Here is a 20,218-nt window from a genome sequence, read left to right as displayed (position 1 = left end):
ACTATATGTAGAAAAGAAAGAATAGAGGGCAATTATGCCTCCCTACTCTCTCTAAAATCACAGCTTATAAACCAAGTTTTTTGAATTCTTTATCCGTACCAGGAACTACGAATTCACCTGATTTAATTTTCTCTGTCCATTCTTCAACCGCTTTTAAAGATTCTTCAGTTACGTTATCTTTTGTATCAGAAATGCCTACACCATTTTCTTTGATACCGTATTCGATAACTTCTCCACCTGGGAAGTTTCCTTCTTTGGCTTTCGTAGAAAGGTCTTTAACTGCAACATCAACACGTTTTATCATAGAAGTTAAAGTAACGTTGTCGTCTGTTCCAGGAACTGCTCCTAATTTAGCTTGGTCACTGTCTACACCGATAACATAAATTTCTCTCTTAGGATCTTTTTGTTTTTGCTCGACTGCCTCAGTAAATACACCTTTTCCAGTTCCGCCAGCAGCATGATAAATGATATCAATACCTGAAGAATACATAGATCCTGCAGTAGATTTCCCGATGTCAGCTTTATTGAAATCTCCGGCATATTTAACTTCTACCTTCGCATCCGGATTTACAGATAAAACCCCAGCCTTAAAGCCAATTTCGAATTTCTTGATTAATTCAGATTCAACTCCACCGATAAAACCGACTTTGTTTGTTTTCGTTTGTAGACCGGCAATTACACCAACAAGGAATGATCCTTGCTGTTCTTTAAAATTAATGCTGGCTACATTCTTTTTATCTACAACTGTATCCACAATAGCAAATTGTGAATCTGGACGTTGGTCAGCCACTTCACCAACAGACTCGGCTAAAAGGAAACCGATACCGTAGATAAGTTTGTAATCTTCACGAACAAGCGTATTCAAGTTTTTAGCATAGTCAGCATCCGATTTAGATTGAAGATAGTTGTATCCATCTTTACCTTTTTCCAAATCATTTTCTTTACCGAATTCCTGAATTCCCTTCCAAGCTGATTGGTTGAACGATTCATCATCGACGCCGCCTGTATCGGTAACCATAGCTACTGTGAAGTTATCCTTCTTTTCTTTCCCATTTGAAGATTCTTTATCATCATTCTCTGAATTACCACATGCTCCTAAAAGCGTACCAGCAGCAAGAACAAGTGAAAGAGCTAGACCTAATTTGCGCTTTTTCAATTTTTTACCCCCTAAGATTTATAATTTTTCAGCAGGAATGTTCTGAAAAGTCATTCATGTTTGCGTTTTCACATCTCGGTAAATTTTTTTTACATACGTTTGATCAATTTTTAAGAATCGAAACAAACGCTTGCATTCATCCGTATGTAAGAGTTTTGAACTAAACTCGCTTCCGAAGAACATGAAAACTAAACATATTGGCTTTAAAGTAGTTTACAGAATATAGGATAGGCTGGTCCCAATCATCCAAATGCATCTGCTTCAGAACGAGTAATGCGGCTTCTGACGAACATTTCAGGATAGGAGAAACTTTCTCATGATACCCGATCGGCTCAATTTCTGCTACGGCATGCGTAATTTTCCGATTCGCATCTCTTTCCAATATATCAAAAAGAGACTCATCATTACGGTCAAAATTTTCTGAAAGAATTGATTCAGGAATTTTGTCGACACAGTAGATAACCGGCTCGCCATCTGCTGTTCTTACACGTTCAATACTCACGATGCGTTCAACTGGTGAACAAGAAAACCTGCGGATATCCTCGTCTGTAGGTTCTTGAGCCGTCGAGCTTAAGAAAATCGTACCCGGCTTCATCCCTGCCTCTTCAATCATGTTCGTGACACTTTTTAATTGCTCGATACCAGAAGTAAACCGAGGTTTTGGATTGACAAAAGTTCCAACTCCATGGCGGCGAATGATAATGTTTTCTTCTTCTAAAATCCGCAGCGCTTCTCGAAGTGTCGCCCTACTCACTCCCAGTTTTTTTGCAAGATCAAATTCAGAAGGGAATTTTTCATTTTCCTGATAAACTCCTGCTTCAATATCCTGCTTCAGGTAATCAATGACCTGCAAATATAAATGTCGACTATCTGATTTAATTGACATACAGTTTCCCCCAGCTAGTTTCTTAAGACATCAGACCTCTGATGTTGAATCATTCCTACTAATCGAAAATAATATAACATTTTTTTCGATATAAATAAATAGTGTTTTACTATTTAACATAAAAGAATTTAGGATAAATTACCCTCCCCTGTGCCTTTTACTCTAGTAAAGGCCGTAGAAGTTGTACGATTATTCTCCTAAATCAGATAAAATATTTTTTTTATAAATGCAAAATGAAAATCGGTAGCTTTCTTTTCAAGATACTTTTTTCCTGTATAATAGTATTTATCTTCTTTGAAGGGATGAACACATGATGTTAAACATTACAGAATACAGCGTTGAAAAATTGAATGATCCATTCGGGATTTTATCCGGAGAGCGTTTCGAGTATTTCTTGGATATTGAAGTACCGGAAGAAGACGAGCTCTTTTCAGAGAATGGTTTATATATCCGGGTACTATTTGTTGTTGAAGAACAAGTAGGCAAGCTGATTAAATATGATATTTATGAAAAAGGGAACGACGAAGTACTCGATTTTGATTTAGAGGAAGAGGAAGAAGCAATGATTTCTGACTTCTGCCTTAAACATTTAGACGAAGCAATGATCAATTAAAAAACCGGGCGCCTGCCCGGTTTTTTAATTACCTATGATAAATGAGCTTCATCCTGTTCATCTTTAGATAACAATACATTTCGTGGTTTGCTGCCCTCATATGGACCGACAATTCCTCTTGCTTCCATTTCATCAATTAATCTGGCAGCACGGGTATAGCCAATCCGGAAACGACGTTGCAGCATCGAGACAGATGCCGTCTGCATTTCTATAATTAAGGACACAGCATCCCCGTACAAACTATCTTCGACTTCACCGCTAGAAGTCTCTTGTATTTCGTCCGGAATCATTTCTTCATTATACTGAGCTTTCTGTTGCGAAATAACATATGTGACGACTTCCTCGACTTCATGATCGGATAAAAAGGCACCTTGGACCCGAACCGGTTTCGAAGCTCCCGCAGGCAAGAATAGCATGTCACCTCGTCCTAACAGTTTTTCGGCTCCCCCCATATCCAGAATTGTTCTTGAATCTGTCATCGATGATACACTAAAAGCAATCCGGGATGGGATGTTCGCTTTTATGACCCCTGTTATAACATCGACAGACGGCCGCTGAGTGGCAATGATTAAATGGATACCAGCAGCCCGTGCCATTTGAGCAAGGCGTGTGATGGCATCCTCCACATCATTTGAGGCGACCATCATCAAGTCAGCCAATTCATCCACAATAACTACGATATAAGGCAGGAGCGGCTGCTTGGCATCTTCCTCAATATTATACCGATTAATATAATCGTTATAACCTTCAATATTACGCGTACCAGAATGGGAAAATAGCTCATAGCGACGTTCCATTTCACTGACCACTTTTTGCAAAGCCTGAGCAGCTTTTTTGGGATTTGTCACAACTGGGGCCAGTAAATGGGGAATTCCATTATATACATTAAGCTCCACCATTTTAGGATCAATCATCATCATCTTCACTTCATGTGGTTTTGCCCGCATCAAGATACTCGTGATAATACCGTTAATACAAACGGATTTCCCACTGCCTGTCGCTCCCGCTACAAGTAAATGCGGCATTTTATTAAGCTCCGCCTTAACCGCTTCACCCGAAATATTCCGTCCTAAACCGATTTGCAGTTTCGCATCAGGCTTGTCAACTTCTTTCGCCTCTAAAACTTCCCGTAGTGACACCATCGCCACTTCGGAGTTAGGGACTTCTATTCCAATCGCCGATTTACCGGGAATTGGTGCTTCAATACGGATATCTTTCGCTGCTAGAGCCAGGGCCAGATCATCGGAAAGGCTGACAATTTTACTGACCTTGACACCCACATCCGGATGTACTTCATATTTGGTTACAGCTGGGCCTAAATGAACCTGTGTGACCCTTGCTTTAACTCCAAAGCTATGGAAAGTGCGTTCAAGCTTTGCCGCGTTTTCATGGATTAATTGATACTCCCCGCTTTGGTCTGTTTTTTTGGGCTGCAATAATAAAGAGAGCGGCGGTAAAAGATATTCTTTATTTTCTATTTCTGTAAAATTCATAGGCGGAACAGCATCATCCTGCTCCTCTGTACTTTCAACTGAAGGTGTCGCTTTAACCGGAAGTACTTCCGGTTCGTCGCCATAGGCTTTATCAGCAAAGCTTGAAATGATCCGTTCCGTTGCCATTTGCTGTGTTTCATCTTCCGACTGAATGGCCTGAACTGTTTCTTCCACCGATTCTTTTTCACGTTTTTTCTTTTTAACTGGATTTTTTTTCTTTTCTTTTTTGTCATCATTCCATGTTTTCATATCGTCTCTGAAAGCGGACCATTGCTTTATAAAAAAGCCGCCAATACCCATGAAAAATTTACCAAGAGTTTCTCCTAACGTTTTGCCGGTCAATAACACGCCCCCTACAATGATAAAGAGGAATGAAACTATTTTTGATCCCGCTTCATCAAATAAGAAATAAGAAGCAGCAAATAAAATCGCACCGATCATTCCACCGCCAAGATCCTTGGTACTTGTCTTGCCGGTCACTTCCATCCAGAATAATTCCCATGTATTCGAAATGACGCTCGGCTTCGTAAATGGGCCTCCATCTGCAAGCATATTAAACAGAGTTACATGACTAAGTAACAGCATGCTCGCGACAAGGAAATACATTCCTATTAATTGTCGTTTCAGCAAGTAAGGGACTTCTCTTTTAATCATCAAATAGAATCCGGCTGCAATCGCTCCCAGTAAAAAGAGGATATACCATTCTCCCATAAAGAAGCGGATTAAAAAGACCGTCCCTTTTCCAACTGCCCCAAGCTTTGCAATTGCGATGACTGCCAACCCTATTAAAGTCAAGCCAATTAATTCATATTTCAGCGTAATTTTTAATTTCTCTGTACTTTTCTTTTTCCTGCGTTTCTTCTTTGCCATAACATCACCTGATTCTTCATGAAACTATTCTTTCCATCCTATTCAACATCCTGTAGTGATTTCCCTTCACAAAACAAATGTTCGCTCACTAATTATACCAAATAAAAATGACCTTGTCCCTTGATACAGCTAAATTACAACTCATAATGACAATTCTTTCATATAATGAATAAAGCAGCCAAGCGGCTGCCAATTTTTTTCTTAGTATATCATAATTTACCTATATTAGCGTTTTTTCTAGCTTTTCAACTGGTCGAAAACATTGATGACAGCACCCGGCTGAATGTGAACATTCATATAATCTTCAGGGTTTGTGCTCACAATTCGATCGATACGAAACATTCTCCCTCCGTCATGTTCAACCATCACATGAACCCCATTATATATCATTTCAATTAAATTCGCAGTCTTCTCATGATGATGAGGGAAAATGATTTCTTCAGGAACAATGGTGTAGAGTGTCATTGTAGAAGCCCCTCTTCCCCTGCTATTTTTGGCCTTCTCTCATCCATAAAGCTATTTAGTTTTCTCATGGCTTGACCGACTCCACCAACATCATCAATCATCCCAATTTCAACCGCCTCGGCACCAATCACATTCGTGCCAATATCTCGGGTTAGATTTCCTTTAGCGAACATTAGGTCTTTAAAACTTTCTTCCGTGACGTTGGAATGCCTCGTAACAAATTTAATAACTCGTTCTTGCATTTTATCCAAGTACTCAAAGGTTTGCGGCACTCCTATGACAAGACCTGTCAAACGTATAGGATGAATAGTCATAGTCGCTGTTTCAGCTATATAGGAATGGTCACAGGAAACAGCAATCGGAACACCAATAGAATGGCCCCCGCCAAGTACAATCGACACGGACGGCTTGGATAGGGATGCCAACATCTCTGCAATGGCTAGTCCCGCTTCAACGTCTCCTCCTACTGTATTTAAAATAACTAGTAGTCCCTCAATATTAGGATTTTGTTCAATTGCCACAATTTGTGGAATAACATGTTCATATTTGGTCGTTTTATTCTGAGGCGGCAGCTGCATATGTCCTTCAATTTGTCCAATGATCGTCAAACAATGGATTTTTGAGTCCTGTGATAGTTGCGGGACGTTTGTAGTTCCCAGCTGCTGGATTTTTTCAATCAAAGTCGAATTTTTACCTTCCTGCCGGCCTTCATTTTCATTTGGTAATGGTGCATTATCCACTATGCCAACCCCTTTCTCTAAAGCCTATAGCTTTATTATGTCACGAGTCTCAGACTTCATTCTTCAAGATAAAGAGGTTTCACTTAGATAAAAAAAACCTGACAATAATTCGTCAGGTTTTTTTTACTTAATACTCCATGATTATTGGTAAAATCATTGGACGGCGTTTCGTTTTTTCATAGAAGAATTGATTTAAGGCATCACGCATTTCCTGTTTCAGAGTAGACCAATCGAAAGGTTGGCGCGATCCATTTTTCTTCACGATTTCACTTACAATCTCAGTAGCTTCCCCAATCATTTTTTCTGATTCACGTACATATACGAAACCTCGTGAAATGATTTCCGGGCCAGCTGCAATACTTTTATCTTGACGGTTCAATGTGACAACGACGATTAAAATGCCATCCTGTGATAACAAGCGACGATCACGGAGTACGATATTACCCACATCTCCAACACCGCTCCCGTCAATTAAGATATTTCCTGCAGTGACTTTGCCGGAGAGGCCCATTTTGTCACCTTTTAATTCGATGACATCACCTTTTTCAGCAATCACGATATTTTCCCGTTTTATCCCTGCAGCAATTCCTACTTTTTGATGGGCATATAAATGACGGTATTCTCCGTGTACTGGGATAAGGAATTTAGGATTCATCAAGTTAATCATCATTTTCAGTTCTTCTTGACTGCCATGACCCGTTACGTGCACTTTATATTTACTAGCAGATACTACCTCTGCACCTACCCGGTAAAGTAGGTCGACCGTTTTCGATAAAATAAGTTCGCCGCCCTGTAAGGGGGATGCACTTATCAAGACTGTATCTCCCTTTTTAATCGTTACCTGCTTATGAGTTTGTTTCGCCATTTTTTGAAGCGCTGCAATAGGCTCTCCTTGATGCCCAGTCGATAATACAACGATTTCACGATCATTATACTTGTTAATTTCATTGACCGGGATAATCAGCTCTTCCTCGACCTTTAAGTATCCAAGATTTAAGGCTGTTTCATAGACACGTTGCAAGCTTTTACCCACAACAGCCACTTTCCTTCGACTAGCCGCCGCTGCATTGAAGACATGCTGAATTCGATTAATATTTGAAGCAAAGCAAGCAACAATAATTCTTCCAGAAGCTGCATGGAAGGCTTCTGTAATATCCCTTGACACAACTGCTTCAGATGGCGTATAACCCGGTCTTTCCGCGCCTGTGCTATCAGATAGCAAGCAAAGGACACCCTCTTCTCCAATACTTGCCATTTTACCGATTTCTGGTTTATAAAGATCGGTTGCAGCTTGATCAAATTTGAAATCCCCTGTATAGACGATGGCTCCATCACGCGTATGGATTACAATTCCGACAGAATCGGGAATACTATGGTTTGTCCTGAAAAAGGACACGGCTGCTTGAGGGAAACTTAAAAGAGAATCTGAATCGATCTCAGTAAATGTTGCCCTGCCATTAAAGCCGTCTTCCTTTAATTTTGTTTTGATTAAAGCAAGTGTAAGCTTTGTACCGTAAACAGGTACCGGTAAATATTTTAATACATAAGCAAGCGCACCCATATGGTCTTCATGACCATGGGTAATGAAAATACCCTGTACCCGTTCTTTATTATCCATCAAATAAGAAATGTCAGGAATTACCGCATCAATTCCCAACATTTCTTCTTCTGGCAGCATTAATCCTGCATCAAGAAGGTAGAGGTCTTCATTTACCTCAATGACGTACATATTTTTACCAAGTTCCCCTTGTCCTCCAAGAGAAATAACTTTTATTCCATTATTTTTATCTTTACCCAATCGAATATCCTCCTTAAAAAATCGCCGTTCATAATTTCCCAATGATTTCATTATAACCGATGTTCAAAAAACATGACAACACATACCATTTTCTAAGGAATTTTTTTACTTTATTTCCTATTTTAAAAATAGTCCTGCATTTATGTAGAAGGCATCCATTCCCTGTACTAAGGGTGAACACATGACTTTTATCCTTTTCTAATCGAAAGATAATTAAAAGTATAAACTTTTATCCTATAACTGGAAAGAAAATCGTCTTTATTTTCCAAACAAATACATCTTTATGTAAAAACAAGCCAATCATAAATCGATCAGCTTGTTCAGAAACTATTTATTTTTTTAATACGGAGGCTAAAGATAGGCGCTCTTGTTCAGTCAATGGCACGATTGGTAGCCTGACTGAACCTACGTCAATTCCAAATAACTGAAGAGCTGTTTTAACTGGGGCAGGGCTAGGCGCTGCAAACAAGCTTTTAATAAGTGGCAACAGCTCCTGATGTAGCCTGGCCGCCTCGGCCGTATTCCCGCCGATAAAAGCTTCTATTATTTTTTGTAATTCATTACCGGCAATATGGGAAGCAACTGAAACTACTCCTGCTCCGCCAATCGCTAGTACTGGCAGCGTTAATGCGTCATCCCCGCTGTATAACGCAAAATCATCATCCGTTTCAGCAATGATTTGAGTCATCGCGTTTAAATCCCCGCTCGCTTCTTTTACTGCTACGATATTGGGAATTTTCGAAAGACGGATAATTGTTTCCGGTTCAATATTAACAGAAGCACGACCTGGGATGTTATATACCATTACAGGTAGCGTCGTACTTTCTGCAATTACTTTAAAATGTTGGTAAAGACCTTCTTGATTCGTTTTATTATAATACGGAGCCACAAGCATGATCGCATCTGCACCGTTTTGTTCTGCCTTTTTTGTCAACTCAATAGAAGCATACGTATTGTTGCTTCCCGTACCCATGATGACGGGTACCCGTTTTTCTACAACCTTCGAAACATGACGCAATAAGGCGATTTTTTCCTCCGAAGATAAAGTTGGAGACTCCCCAGTTGTGCCCGAAAGCACAAGTGAATCCGTTCCATTCGTTAATAAGTAATTGACCAATGAAGTCGTTTTTTGAAAATCAACATTTCCCTTGCTATCGAAAGGGGTGACCATTGCCGTTGATACTCTACCAAATATCATCATATAACACCTCTTTAATTAATAAAACTTGTATGCTTATTATGCTTCACTTTCATGCAAATGAAATGCATAATGAAGTGAATTAACAGCTTCTACTAAATCTTCTTCTTTTACTAAAACCCAAATAGTCGTATGGCTGTCAGCAGATTGAAGAATAGCAATTTCTTTCTCAGAAAGCGCTGTGACAATCTTCGCTGCAACGCCTGGCACTCCGTTGATGCCTGCACCGACTACAGAAACTTTAGCACAATTCCGCTCAATTACAGGTTCATGACCAAGCTCGGCCAAAATAGAAAGAGCAAGTTCTGTCATCTCCTCCGAAACCGTATAAACAACGCCATTTGGATAAATATTGATAAAGTCAACGGAAATGGAGGCATTGGCCATCGCTTTAAAAACTTCTGCTTGTAAATTATATTGGTCTTTTTTCGCTCGTACTTTAATTTGGGTTATTTTAGAAACGTGAGCTATTCCTGTAACTAGTCTTTCCCGTATGTCACTACCCTGGCTTCCCTTATTTACACCTGTGACAAGTGTTCCTAATCCATCACTGTATGTTGAACGGATCCTGATCGGAACTTTTGCCTGCATGGCAATTTCAACAGCACGGGGATGAATGACCTTGGCACCTTGATAAGCCATGTTGCAAACTTCTGTATAAGAAACGACTGATAATGGACGAGCTTGCTCGGCAATACGTGGATCGGCAGTCATTATTCCTTCCACATCCGTAAAAATATCGACCCTTTCAGCTTGTAAAGCCGCACCTAATGCTGCAGCTGATGTGTCGCTTCCGCCACGGCCAATAGTCGTAATGTCTCCGTTTTTAGCTGCACCCTGGAATCCTGCAACAACGACAACGTCCTTCAATTCCAGTTCTTTCACGAGACGGTCACATTTCATTTCCATTATTTTGGCACTAGAATAGTCGGAATTAGTCAAAAATCCCGCCTGAGCCCCTGTATAAGCCACGGCATTAATACCATGTTCTAACAGCATGTTCGTAAATACGACAGAAGATATCGTTTCTCCTACTGACAAAAGTAAATCCTGTTCTCGTTTTGAAAGGCTGGCTTTCGCTCCATTTACTAGAGATAGTAAGGTATCTGTTGCATAGGGATCGCCTTTTCTTCCCATGGCTGAAACCACAACCACCACTTTGTAGCCTTCTTTGATTGCCTTTTCAATATGCCCCCTGGCAAATGAACGGCTTTCCTCATCACGGACAGATGTTCCTCCGTATTTCTGGACGATAATTTTCATAATCCATACACCCCAAATATAAGCCAGCTTCCCGGTTCGGGAAGCTGACAAAAACTCTCTATCATGTATTGTTCAGTTCTTTAAGAATATATAATTTCTTACTTAACTGTTACCAAACCTAATTTTAAAAGGCTTTCAGCGATTTGAACAGAGTTCCAAGCTGCTCCTTTTAATAGATTATCGGAAACCACCCATAAATGGAAGCCTTTATCTTCATCTAAATCTTTGCGAATCCGTCCAACGAATACATCATTCTTTCCGACAGATGAAGCAGGTGTTGGATAAACTTGTTGTTCCGGCTCATCTTCTAATACAATTCCAGGTGCTGTTTTCATCAAATCTTTGATTTGAGAAGCAGATATGCCTTCTTTTTCAACTTCAATATAAACAGACTCTGAATGACCTGTTACAACAGGAAGCCTTACACATGTTGCGGCTACAGGAAGTTCTTCCATGTGCATAATTTTCTTTGTTTCATTAATCATTTTCATTTCTTCAAAAGTGAATCCATTATCCTGGAATTTATCGATTTGGGGAATGACATTAAAAGCGATTTGGTAATGCTTTTCATCTCCTTTTACCGGTAAAATTTTCGGATTGATTTCTTTCTCATCCAGCAAGTCGCGAGCTTGTTCTTTTAATTCGTTTATTGCTGCAACTCCTGCACCAGAAACAGCCTGATAAGTAGAAACAACAACTTTTGATAAGCCATAAGTCTGGCGGATAGGTTCTAATGCCACAACCATTTGGATAGTTGAACAATTCGGGTTGGCAATGATCCCATTATGCTGTTTTAAGTCTTCTTCATTTACTTCCGGTACGACAAGCGGCACATTTTCATCCATACGGAATGCGCTCGTATTGTCTACTACTATTGCTCCGCGTTTCACTGCTTCTGGTGCCAATTCCTTAGACACGCTTCCTCCAGCACTGAATAAAGCGATATCGACACCTTCAAAGCTTTCAGGTTTTGCTTCCTGCACTTCGATTTCTTCGCCCTTAAATGAAAGTTTGATTCCTGCGGAACGAGCCGATGATAAAAAGATGATTTTCTTAATCGGTAGGTCCCGTTGTTCAAGTGTTGAAATCATTTGTTGTCCTACAGCTCCAGTTGCTCCCACAACTGCAATATGCAATCCCTGTGTCTCAGTCATTTGTCAATACTCCTTTTCTATCTCTAAAAGTTAGTTGGTTGTTAGATTTACTTCTTCTTGTTCAGAATATCATTTATTTTATCACATTAACATTCCAAAGGGTCGCACTTTAACAAAATATTCTGCATCTACCGCTACAAAGTTATGCATATATTACAGTTTTTAGGAACTAGGAGCTTACTTAGAGCGCATGATCAGTTTAAATCATCCTTAAACCTTTCGACAATAACTGGTTGAATTTGCTCTCTCTCTATAGCTGCAATGATTGTATCCCGAATCATGCTCATCCTGGCAACCATGGAACTTGGTTTACCAATGGGGTTATCCTGGCCGTAAGGAACAAAATAAATATCTTTTGCGGCCATTAGCCTCATTAAATTGACACCATTTAATCCAAGCGCATCATTTGTTGATATGGCGACCACAACAGGACGGTGATTTCTCATCGTTGCTTTTGCAGCCATAAGTACAGGCGAATCGGTAAGAGCATTAGCCATTTTACTCATTGAATTACCTGTCAAAGGAGCAATTACCATACAGTCGAGCGGTAATTTAGGTCCTAAAGGCTCTGCTTTGACGATTGTATCAACGACACGATTCCCCGTCAATTTTTCGATTCTTTCAACCCAGTCCTCGCCCTTTCCGAAGCGGGTTTCCGTGTTTTGAACTGTCGATGTTACTATTGGTATTACTTCCGCCCCTTCATTTACAATCTTTTCTATTTCCGGAAACACTTCATCGTATGTGCAATGCGACCCTGTTAATCCGAAACCAATCCGTTTTCCTTGGAGACTCATATTTTTTTCCCCTTCCTTTTCATGAACTCACCTTGGATCAAAAGCCCAAGTGCATTCGCTAAGATCTGACCCGCTGTTTTTGGGGCAACTATCCCCGGTAGACTCGGAGCCAAAAGTGCCTTTATTCCCCTTTTTTCAGCATAACGAAAATCCGTCCCCCCCGGTTTTGAAGCAAGGTCGATAATTAATGTATGGACGGGCATGTTTGCAATTACTTTGGCCGTAATAATCGGAAAAGGGATCGTATTAATACATATATCAACATTTTTCATTTCTGAAGCAATATCATTTAAATGAAAGGGGGTTAACGCCATTTCACAAATCCTCGCAATATCTTCGCTTTTTCTTGCTCCAACCTTTACCTTTGCTCCAAGGGCTTGGAATGACCGAGCTACACTCATACCAACCCTACCCAGTCCGAGAACAGATACATTCGAGCCATGGATTGTGAAATCCGTATGCTGAATGGCCATCATGATTGCTCCTTCAACAGTAGGAATCGAATTGTAAATAGCCACATCATCACGTTCAAATAGTAGTACGAGTTTGCGGTCCGCTTTCTTAAATATTCCATCAAGATAATCATTACTAATCCCTGAATAAAAAACGCAATGGGCTGGGGTCTTTTTTATCATTTCTTCGCTCAAAACAACTTCTTCACTGGAAAAAATCGTTTCCACCTTACCATTTGTATCAGTACCTCGGACTGGTAAAATAACCGAATCTAATTCATTAAAATTTATATCCTCCATTTTTTCCTTAACCGCTCCTGTAAAAGCATGGTCGAGCTGTTCAAAACCTACTAATAGTAGCTTTGCATCAAGTTCTGTCAGTTTACGGACAACTTCAAGTTGACGCGCATCTCCACCAATTACAGCGATTTGCATGCCTGTGAGCATTAAAACCGTCACCTTCTTTATATAAAAGATCCTAACATCCCTCGCCTCTTGGTAAATATTCCTCAAGAAGCAATTCGGTTTTTGCTACATTCTCTAGTTACCATGCCATCTTATGTTTTTACTTAAAAAACGGTGATAAGAAAAGCAAAAACGCCTTAGCAAATGCCTGCTAAGGCGTTTATTATATTGATGAATAGTTTCAATAGTAACCATCCATGCTATAAATTGGTTTATCCGTCCATATGCTCGCCATCTTTAATGGGAAGTCCCTCCTGAAAATCGATGATGAGCATATCCGTTCCTATTTTTTTAATATGCTCCCATGGGACGCGAATTTCACTGCCATTTCTTAAGAGTCCGAACCACTTAACTGAAGGAATAATCAACGTGGTAATTTGTCCAGTTTCATCTACTTCCAAATCCGTCTGACCAAGAACACCTAATCTCTCCGCTCTGTTCACATCAACAATTTCTTTACCACTTAATTCACTCAATCTCAATACAAGCTCCCCCTTTTTTCACCTTCTATTCAATCTATATCCGAAAAAGGTGAACTTAGAAGGCATTTATCTAAAAATTGTACTTACCGAAAGGTCCTTGTATTTTCAAAAGCTTTTAAAAAAAAAGCCTGCTCTTCTATATAATAAACAGAAGTTCAGGCTTGTGAATTTTTATTTGTCCCAATTTTCCAGCGGGCTCACCAATGACAAGGAATGTTCCTTGAAGATTTGGTTTGCCATTTCATTGACGCTATTCTCTGTCACTTCATCAATCTTGATAATGATATCATCAAGAGAGCGGTGCTCACCCAGCATAAGCTCATTTTTCCCGTTACGGCTCATGCGGCTGTTCGTGCTTTCAAGGCTTAGCATTAAGCTTCCTTTAAGTTGCTCTTTACTATTGCGCAATTCCTTTTCCGTGATACCGTCTTTTTTTAGTGTATCCAGTGTTTCCTGAATGGTTTCATACAAACTATCAAGCTGACTTGTGCCTGTCCCTCCATACACTGTCACCAAACCTGTATCCTGGTAGCTGGAATGGTAAGAGTAGACAGAATATGCAAGACCGCGTTGTTCCCTAACGTCCTGGAATAGACGGCTACTCATGCTTCCACCAAGAATATTATTCAAGGTAATCAAGCTGTATGTTTTGTCATTACCAATTTCTAACCCTTTAAAACCAAGGCAAAGATGGGCTTGCTCAGTTTCTTTTTTACGCGTGATCCTATTTTCATGGAATGCCGGCTTCACCAATTCAAGACGCTCTTCCCCTCCTTGGTACGAGCCAAAGTAGCTTTCGACTTCTTGAATTAATTTTTCATCCACATTTCCTGCAATGGAAACGACGACTTTATCAGGCGTGTACATATCGTGAACATATTTCTTTAATGTCTCACTATTGAATGTTTCAAGTGTACTTTCCGTACCTAGTATTGGATAGCCAAGGGGATGATTTTCGTATACCGCCTTGCTTAAGAGATCATGGACAATATCATCAGGTGTATCTTCATACATTTTAATCTCTTCGTAGACGACATTTTTTTCTTTTTTCAATTCTTCCTCATCAAAAGTGGAGTTGAAGAACATATCAGCAAGGATTTCAAGCGCATAGCTAGCATGGTTATCCATAACTTTTGCATAATAGCATGTGTACTCTTTTGAAGTAAATGCATTCACTTGTCCGCCAATACTGTCAAACGACTCGGCAATTTCACGTGCATTCCTCGTAGTTGTTCCTTTGAAAAACATATGTTCAAGGAAATGGGAAACCCCATTCAATTCTGGTGTTTCATTTCGTGAACCTGTTTTGATCCATACTCCAATTGCTGCTGAACGTACTGTTGGAATATTTTCTAATACAATTCTTACTCCATTTTGACAAGTGTATTTCTTAATCAACTAACATTCCTCCCAATCATTCTATGCTGCTTTCGTAACCATAACGTTATGGATTCAACCGCTCTTCATCTACTGCTTCTGAAACGGTAACAACATCTAAGTCTTTCTTTTCTATATTAATAATTAACGTTTCCAATGATTTCGCGGTAGATTCTGTAGGATGCATTAAAATAAATGCTCCCGGGTGAACCTTAGAAAGCACCCTCTGTTGAAGTACTTCAGGACTTGGTTTTTGCCAGTCAATCGTATCCACACTCCACATAACTGTCTTTAAACCGAGAGAATCCGCGATTTTTACCGTTTCGTCTCGGTAGCTTCCGCTTGGAGGGGCGAACCATTTCATCTTCACACCTGTCACCGCTTCAATGACTTCATTCGTTTTACGAATTTCCTCACGTGTAGCCTGAGAGGAAATATTTTGCATATTCGGATGTGAATAGGAGTGGTTTCCGATTTCGTGTCCTCCACCCTTAATCATCTTCGCCAATTCTGGGTTCTTCTTAGTCCAATTACCTTCAAGGAAAAATGTTGCCTTGACATTATGTTTTTTTAACACAGCCAACATATCCTGTAAGTATTCATTACCCCAGGCCACATTGATTAAAAATGATACCACTGGCTTTTCCGGATGGGCCCGGTAAATCGGAGCCGGGTCGAGATCGTTTAAATGAATCTTTGCTGGAACTTGTTGATATACCAGTTTATCCTTATCGAATCCGCCCTCCTTCTTCATAGCTTTATACGAATCATCAATATTTACCTTTAGGCCATTATATGCAGGAACGGTTTTCCAAACCGAATCTATTCGTGCATCCTGTGGTGCAATCTCATATTTTTTTGTTGATTCTTTTATTTGTAAAAGAAGCTCATCTTCCTGCTTCATTGACGCAACTGAATGATCTGTTAATTGGGTCAAATAAATATGTGTATATGGATTTTGCACTAATAACCATGATATACCTGCAATGGCACTTATCGCAACTATCTGCTTCCATTTATTATTCATTTTTTACGCCCCCTTCATACAAAAATGTATGAAGAAAACGGACAAGGTAGAACATTACATACTTTTATTGCGAATTTCCATATATAACGATGAATCCTTTAAAACAAAAAAGCATGCAGATTCACTAGGAACCGCATGCCGAATTTTTATTTCTATTATGACTGAGAAGGATTAGCTGCCTCTTTTTGTTCTTTAAGGACCGCTTTACGGGAAAGGTTAACCCTTCCTTGCTTATCAATCTCAGTAACTTTAACTAATAGCTCATCGCCAAGTGAAACGACATCTTCCACTTTACCGACTCTTTCTTCAGCCAGTTCAGAAATATGGACCAAACCATCTTTACCATTGAAGATTTCAACGAACGCTCCGAATTTTTCAATACGTTTAACTTTACCTAAGTATAGTTCGCCTACAACGACTTCACGCACGATATCTTCGATAATTTTCTTCGCTTTTTGAATCATTGCTTCATCTGTAGAAGAAATGAATACCGTTCCATCTTGTTCGATGTCAATTTTTACGCCAGTTTCTTCAATGATTTTATTGATATGTTTACCGCTCGGTCCAATGACATCGCGGATTTTGTCTGGATTAATAGACATTGTAACGATTTTCGGAGCATATTTGGATAATTGCTCACGCGGTTGATTGATTGTTGCCATCATTGATTCCAAAATGTGCATCCGGCCATGTTTAGCTTGAAGTAATGCTTCTTCAAGAATTTCTCTTGAAAGACCCTCAATTTTAATATCCATTTGAAGGGCTGTAACACCTTTTGACGTTCCAGCAACTTTAAAGTCCATGTCTCCTAGATGATCTTCCATGCCTTGAATATCTGTTAAGATCGTGTAGTGCTCACCTGTTTTAACAAGACCCATTGCAATACCTGCAACTGGAGCTTTCAACGGAACACCAGCATCCATCATTGCTAGCGTACTTGCACAGATACTTGCTTGCGATGTTGAGCCATTAGATTCAAGAACTTCAGACACAAGTCTAATTGTATAAGGGAAGTCTTTATCATTCGGTATAACCGGTTCTAATGCTCTTTCACCAAGTGCACCATGTCCGATTTCACGACGTCCTGCACCACGAATCGGGCCTGTTTCACCAACACTGAAATGAGGGAAGTTATAATGATGCATGAAACGTTTCGACTCTTCGGTTCCAAGACCGTCCAAAATCTGTACATCGCCAAGGGCACCTAATGTACAGATAGAAAGTGCTTGAGTTTGTCCACGTGTGAACAAACCAGAACCGTGTGTACGAGGCAGAATAGTTACTTCAGATGATAATGGTCTAATCTCATCCGGGTTACGGCCATCTGGACGTACCTTTTCTTCCGTAATTAAACGACGGACTTCTGATTTAACCAATTTATTTAGGATTTCTTTGATTTGTTTTAGTTTAGCTTCATCAGTTTCTTCTTCATAATGAGCCAACACGCGATCTTTTACTTCTTTAATAGCATCTTCACGAGCATGTTTTTCCTGAACTTGTACAGCTTTGTTAAGGTCTGATTCACAATGACCTTTTACTTCTGCTTCTAGATCTGCATCCACTTGGTATAGAGAGATTTGTAGCTTTTCCTTGCCGATTTCAGCAACAATTTTCTCTTGGAATGCAATAACCTTCTTGATTTCGTCATGACCAAACATAATTGCTTCAAGCATAGTTTCTTCTGGTACTTCATTTGCTCCAGCTTCAACCATGTTGATAGCATCTTTCGTACCGGCAACTGTCAAGTTAATGTCGCTTTTTGCAAGTTGGTCAACAGTAGGGTTAATAATGAATTCATTATTAATTCTTCCGACTACAACTCCAGCAATTGGACCTTCAAACGGAATATCGGAAACTGAAAGTGCAAGGGATGAACCAAGCATCGCTGCCATTTCAGAAGAACAATCTTGATCAACACTCATAACCATACTGATAATTTGAACATCGTTCCGGAAGCCATCTGCAAATAGCGGACGGATTGGACGGTCAATTAGTCGGCTTGCTAAAATTGCTCTTTCACTCGGTCTGCCTTCACGTTTGATGAAGCCACCTGGAATTTTACCGACTGCATACAGTCTTTCTTCGTAGTTGACTGTCAAAGGGAAGAAGTCGACATTTCTAGGTTCCTTTGAAGCTGTTGCTGTACTTAATACAGCTGTTTCTCCATAACGGACTAAAACTGCTCCGTTCGCTTGTTTGGCCAATTGGCCAATCTCTACCGTTACATTACGGCCGGCCCAGTCAAATGAATACGTATGTTTTTCCTGTCCCATTTATTAAACCCCTCTCTGAATCTTCACTTAGAGGCTTAGTTTACCTAAACCTGTATTGGATTAAATCATTATATGTGAAAGTAACTGAACTCAAGTTAAAACCAAACTATTCCTATTATGCACGAAAAAAACAAGCATTAACAGTAAAATGAATAAAATTTTCATTCATTCAATTATGTATATCCTAATCATTTATAAATAGAAAAAGACCCGGCTCCTGCCGAGTCCCAAGGACGAAGGCTTAGCCTAAAAATAGAACACGTCCAAATCATTTGATTAACATCAAAAAAGCGGGAAATTTCCCGCCTTCCTGAAAAAATTATCTACGTAGACCTAATTTGTTAATTAGTGTACGGTAACGAGTAACGTCTTTGTTACGTAGGTAAGTTAAAAGATTACGACGTTTACCTACCATTTTAAGAAGACCGCGACGTGAATGGTGGTCTTTTTTGTGTGTGCGTAAGTGTCCGTTCAAGTTGTTGATTTCTTCTGTTAATACTGCGATTTGAACTTCTGGAGATCCAGTGTCAGTATCGTGAGTTCTGAACTCAGCGATAAGTTCGTTTTTGCGTACTTGTGTAATAGCCATGTTATTATTCCTCCTAAAATTCTGTAAAATCACCTATTACCGAGCCAGCGTCGGAGTCTCGACTAGCCAAGCAATGGTTATTTTCATACATACAATAGAATACATGTTTTTCATTAAAATTGCAAGTATTGTCTATTGTTAACCGTTTATACTTTCAGTTTTGAAAAATAAGCTAGCGCATTTTGCTTATCAGTTTCAATCTGTGCGACTAACGCTTCAAGTCCAGAAAATTTCTGCTCACTTCTCAGCCTAGTATGCCATTCTACCGAAACTTGATTGCCATAAATATCACCCGAGAACTCCAAAGCATGAACCTCTACGGTTGGATATTTCGGCTTTTCTTCATGGAACGTAGGTTTATAACCGACATTACAAACCCCATTATACCATTGGCCGCTTATATTAATCTTGACAGCATATACCCCAGCAGCTGGGAATATATAATCGTCACTCACTTCAATATTAGCAGTGGGGAAACCCAACTTCCTGCCTCGTTTTTCACCATGAACGACATGCCCTTTCGTTAAATAACGGCGGCCTGCCAAATGATAAAAGTCGGAAAAGTTACCGTTACTAAGTGTTTCTCTGATTCTGGTCGAACTTACCTTTTCATCTTCAAGTGTTTGTTTCGCAACAACCGTCTGCGTAAACCTTCCTCGTGCGTATACAGGCAAATCTTCCATCGATCCTTGACCGTAGCGGCCATATGAATAGTCAAAGCCGGCTACAACGTGACGGACATTCAGCCCGACAATATATTCGTCAACGAACTGTTCCGGCAACACCGAAGCAAATTCCTTGCTGAAATGAACGATAAACAGATAATCTATCTCCATCGATTCTATGATATCTATTTTATCTTCGAGTGGTGTAATATAGCGAATATTTTCCGTTTTCCTCCCCAATACTGCGGAAGGATGTGGGTCAAATGTCATAACTGCTGACTTAAGATTCATTTCATCGGCTTTTTGCTTGGCAGTTTGAATAACAATTTGATGCCCTTTATGTATGCCATCAAAAAATCCAAGCGCCATTACAAGCTCCGGAAAATCATCCGAATTAAATTGATGAGGATGCTCTATTGCGATCACTTTCACCTTTCAATCTCCTCTTTCCGACG

At 39.8% G+C, this 20,218-nt stretch carries 18 protein-coding genes; 1 reads left to right on the top strand and 17 read right to left on the bottom strand.

Annotation, left to right across the window (positions count from 1 at the left end; translation table 11 throughout):
• Positions 1-64: 64 nt before the first annotated feature.
• Together RE409_RS09105 and RE409_RS09100 are read right to left on the bottom strand one after the other, a co-directional pair.
• Positions 65-1,156, bottom strand: a complete 1,092-nt coding sequence (locus RE409_RS09105; protein ID WP_053345382.1) for a BMP family lipoprotein — start codon at positions 1,154-1,156, stop codon at positions 65-67.
• A 160-nt stretch (positions 1,157-1,316) separates the two neighbouring features.
• Positions 1,317-2,042, bottom strand: coding sequence for a GntR family transcriptional regulator (locus RE409_RS09100; RefSeq protein ID WP_201181386.1), 726 nt, complete (start codon positions 2,040-2,042; stop codon positions 1,317-1,319).
• 313 nt (positions 2,043-2,355) lie between these two features.
• Here RE409_RS09100 and RE409_RS09095 point away from each other — a divergent pair, with 313 nt between their 5' ends.
• The gene (locus RE409_RS09095) at positions 2,356-2,655 is read left to right on the top strand and encodes a DUF6509 family protein (RefSeq protein WP_098175318.1); all 300 of its coding nucleotides are present in this window, start codon (positions 2,356-2,358) and stop codon (positions 2,653-2,655) included.
• A 32-nt stretch (positions 2,656-2,687) separates the two neighbouring features.
• Here RE409_RS09095 and RE409_RS09090 read toward each other — a convergent pair whose 3' ends face one another.
• The 15 genes from RE409_RS09090 to ribF form a co-directional block, all read right to left on the bottom strand.
• Positions 2,688-5,018 (bottom strand): DNA translocase FtsK, encoded by a 2,331-nt coding sequence (locus RE409_RS09090; protein ID WP_309558834.1) that lies wholly within the window; start codon positions 5,016-5,018, stop codon positions 2,688-2,690.
• Positions 5,019-5,255: 237 nt separating this feature from the next.
• Positions 5,256-5,483, bottom strand: a complete 228-nt coding sequence (locus RE409_RS09085) for a YlzJ-like family protein (RefSeq protein WP_201181392.1) — start codon at positions 5,481-5,483, stop codon at positions 5,256-5,258.
• On the bottom strand, positions 5,480-6,226 hold the full coding sequence (locus tag RE409_RS09080) for a ClpP family protease (RefSeq protein WP_180319959.1): 747 nt from the start codon (positions 6,224-6,226) through the stop codon (positions 5,480-5,482). The genes RE409_RS09085 and RE409_RS09080 overlap by 4 nt, the downstream gene beginning before the upstream one ends.
• Positions 6,227-6,350: 124 nt before the next feature.
• Positions 6,351-8,021 carry a ribonuclease J gene (locus RE409_RS09075; RefSeq protein ID WP_201181394.1) on the bottom strand — a complete coding sequence of 557 codons (1,671 nt, stop codon included), beginning with the start codon at positions 8,019-8,021 and terminating at the stop codon, positions 6,351-6,353.
• Between the two features lie 331 nt (positions 8,022-8,352).
• Positions 8,353-9,222 carry a 4-hydroxy-tetrahydrodipicolinate synthase gene (dapA, locus tag RE409_RS09070; protein ID WP_053345376.1) on the bottom strand — a complete coding sequence of 290 codons (870 nt, stop codon included), beginning with the start codon at positions 9,220-9,222 and terminating at the stop codon, positions 8,353-8,355.
• A gap of 36 nt (positions 9,223-9,258) precedes the next feature.
• Positions 9,259-10,482 carry an aspartate kinase gene (gene dapG, locus RE409_RS09065; RefSeq protein ID WP_053345375.1) on the bottom strand — a complete coding sequence of 408 codons (1,224 nt, stop codon included), beginning with the start codon at positions 10,480-10,482 and terminating at the stop codon, positions 9,259-9,261.
• A 98-nt stretch (positions 10,483-10,580) separates the two neighbouring features.
• Positions 10,581-11,636 (bottom strand): aspartate-semialdehyde dehydrogenase, encoded by a 1,056-nt coding sequence (gene asd / locus RE409_RS09060; RefSeq protein WP_053345374.1) that lies wholly within the window; start codon positions 11,634-11,636, stop codon positions 10,581-10,583.
• A gap of 194 nt (positions 11,637-11,830) precedes the next feature.
• Positions 11,831-12,433, bottom strand: a complete 603-nt coding sequence (locus RE409_RS09055) for a dipicolinate synthase subunit B (protein WP_053345373.1) — start codon at positions 12,431-12,433, stop codon at positions 11,831-11,833.
• Positions 12,430-13,332, bottom strand: coding sequence for a dipicolinic acid synthetase subunit A (dpaA, locus tag RE409_RS09050; RefSeq protein ID WP_309558833.1), 903 nt, complete (start codon positions 13,330-13,332; stop codon positions 12,430-12,432). Before dpaA ends, RE409_RS09055 begins: the two co-directional genes overlap by 4 nt.
• A gap of 230 nt (positions 13,333-13,562) precedes the next feature.
• Positions 13,563-13,832 (bottom strand): YlmC/YmxH family sporulation protein, encoded by a 270-nt coding sequence (locus RE409_RS09045; RefSeq protein ID WP_053345371.1) that lies wholly within the window; start codon positions 13,830-13,832, stop codon positions 13,563-13,565.
• A gap of 171 nt (positions 13,833-14,003) precedes the next feature.
• Entirely contained in the window at positions 14,004-15,230 is a 1,227-nt protein-coding gene (locus tag RE409_RS09040) for a M16 family metallopeptidase (protein ID WP_053345370.1), read from the bottom strand.
• Between the two features lie 46 nt (positions 15,231-15,276).
• Positions 15,277-16,236, bottom strand: a complete 960-nt coding sequence (locus RE409_RS09035) for a polysaccharide deacetylase family protein (RefSeq protein ID WP_201221378.1) — start codon at positions 16,234-16,236, stop codon at positions 15,277-15,279.
• Positions 16,237-16,391: 155 nt separating this feature from the next.
• A complete protein-coding gene (pnp, locus tag RE409_RS09030; protein ID WP_201249803.1) occupies positions 16,392-18,509 on the bottom strand; it encodes a polyribonucleotide nucleotidyltransferase in 2,118 nt (705 codons plus the stop codon).
• A gap of 319 nt (positions 18,510-18,828) precedes the next feature.
• Positions 18,829-19,098 (bottom strand): 30S ribosomal protein S15, encoded by a 270-nt coding sequence (rpsO, locus tag RE409_RS09025; RefSeq protein WP_053345367.1) that lies wholly within the window; start codon positions 19,096-19,098, stop codon positions 18,829-18,831.
• A 146-nt stretch (positions 19,099-19,244) separates the two neighbouring features.
• On the bottom strand, positions 19,245-20,195 hold the full coding sequence (gene ribF / locus RE409_RS09020; RefSeq protein ID WP_201249804.1) for a bifunctional riboflavin kinase/FAD synthetase: 951 nt from the start codon (positions 20,193-20,195) through the stop codon (positions 19,245-19,247).
• Positions 20,196-20,218 lie beyond the last annotated feature (23 nt).

Source organism: Peribacillus sp. R9-11 (assembly GCF_031345095.1).
Lineage (GTDB): Bacteria > Bacillota > Bacilli > Bacillales > DSM-1321 > Peribacillus > Peribacillus butanolivorans.
The sequence above is the reverse complement of the archived record's forward strand: the minus strand, read 5'-3'. Positions and strand labels throughout refer to the sequence as shown.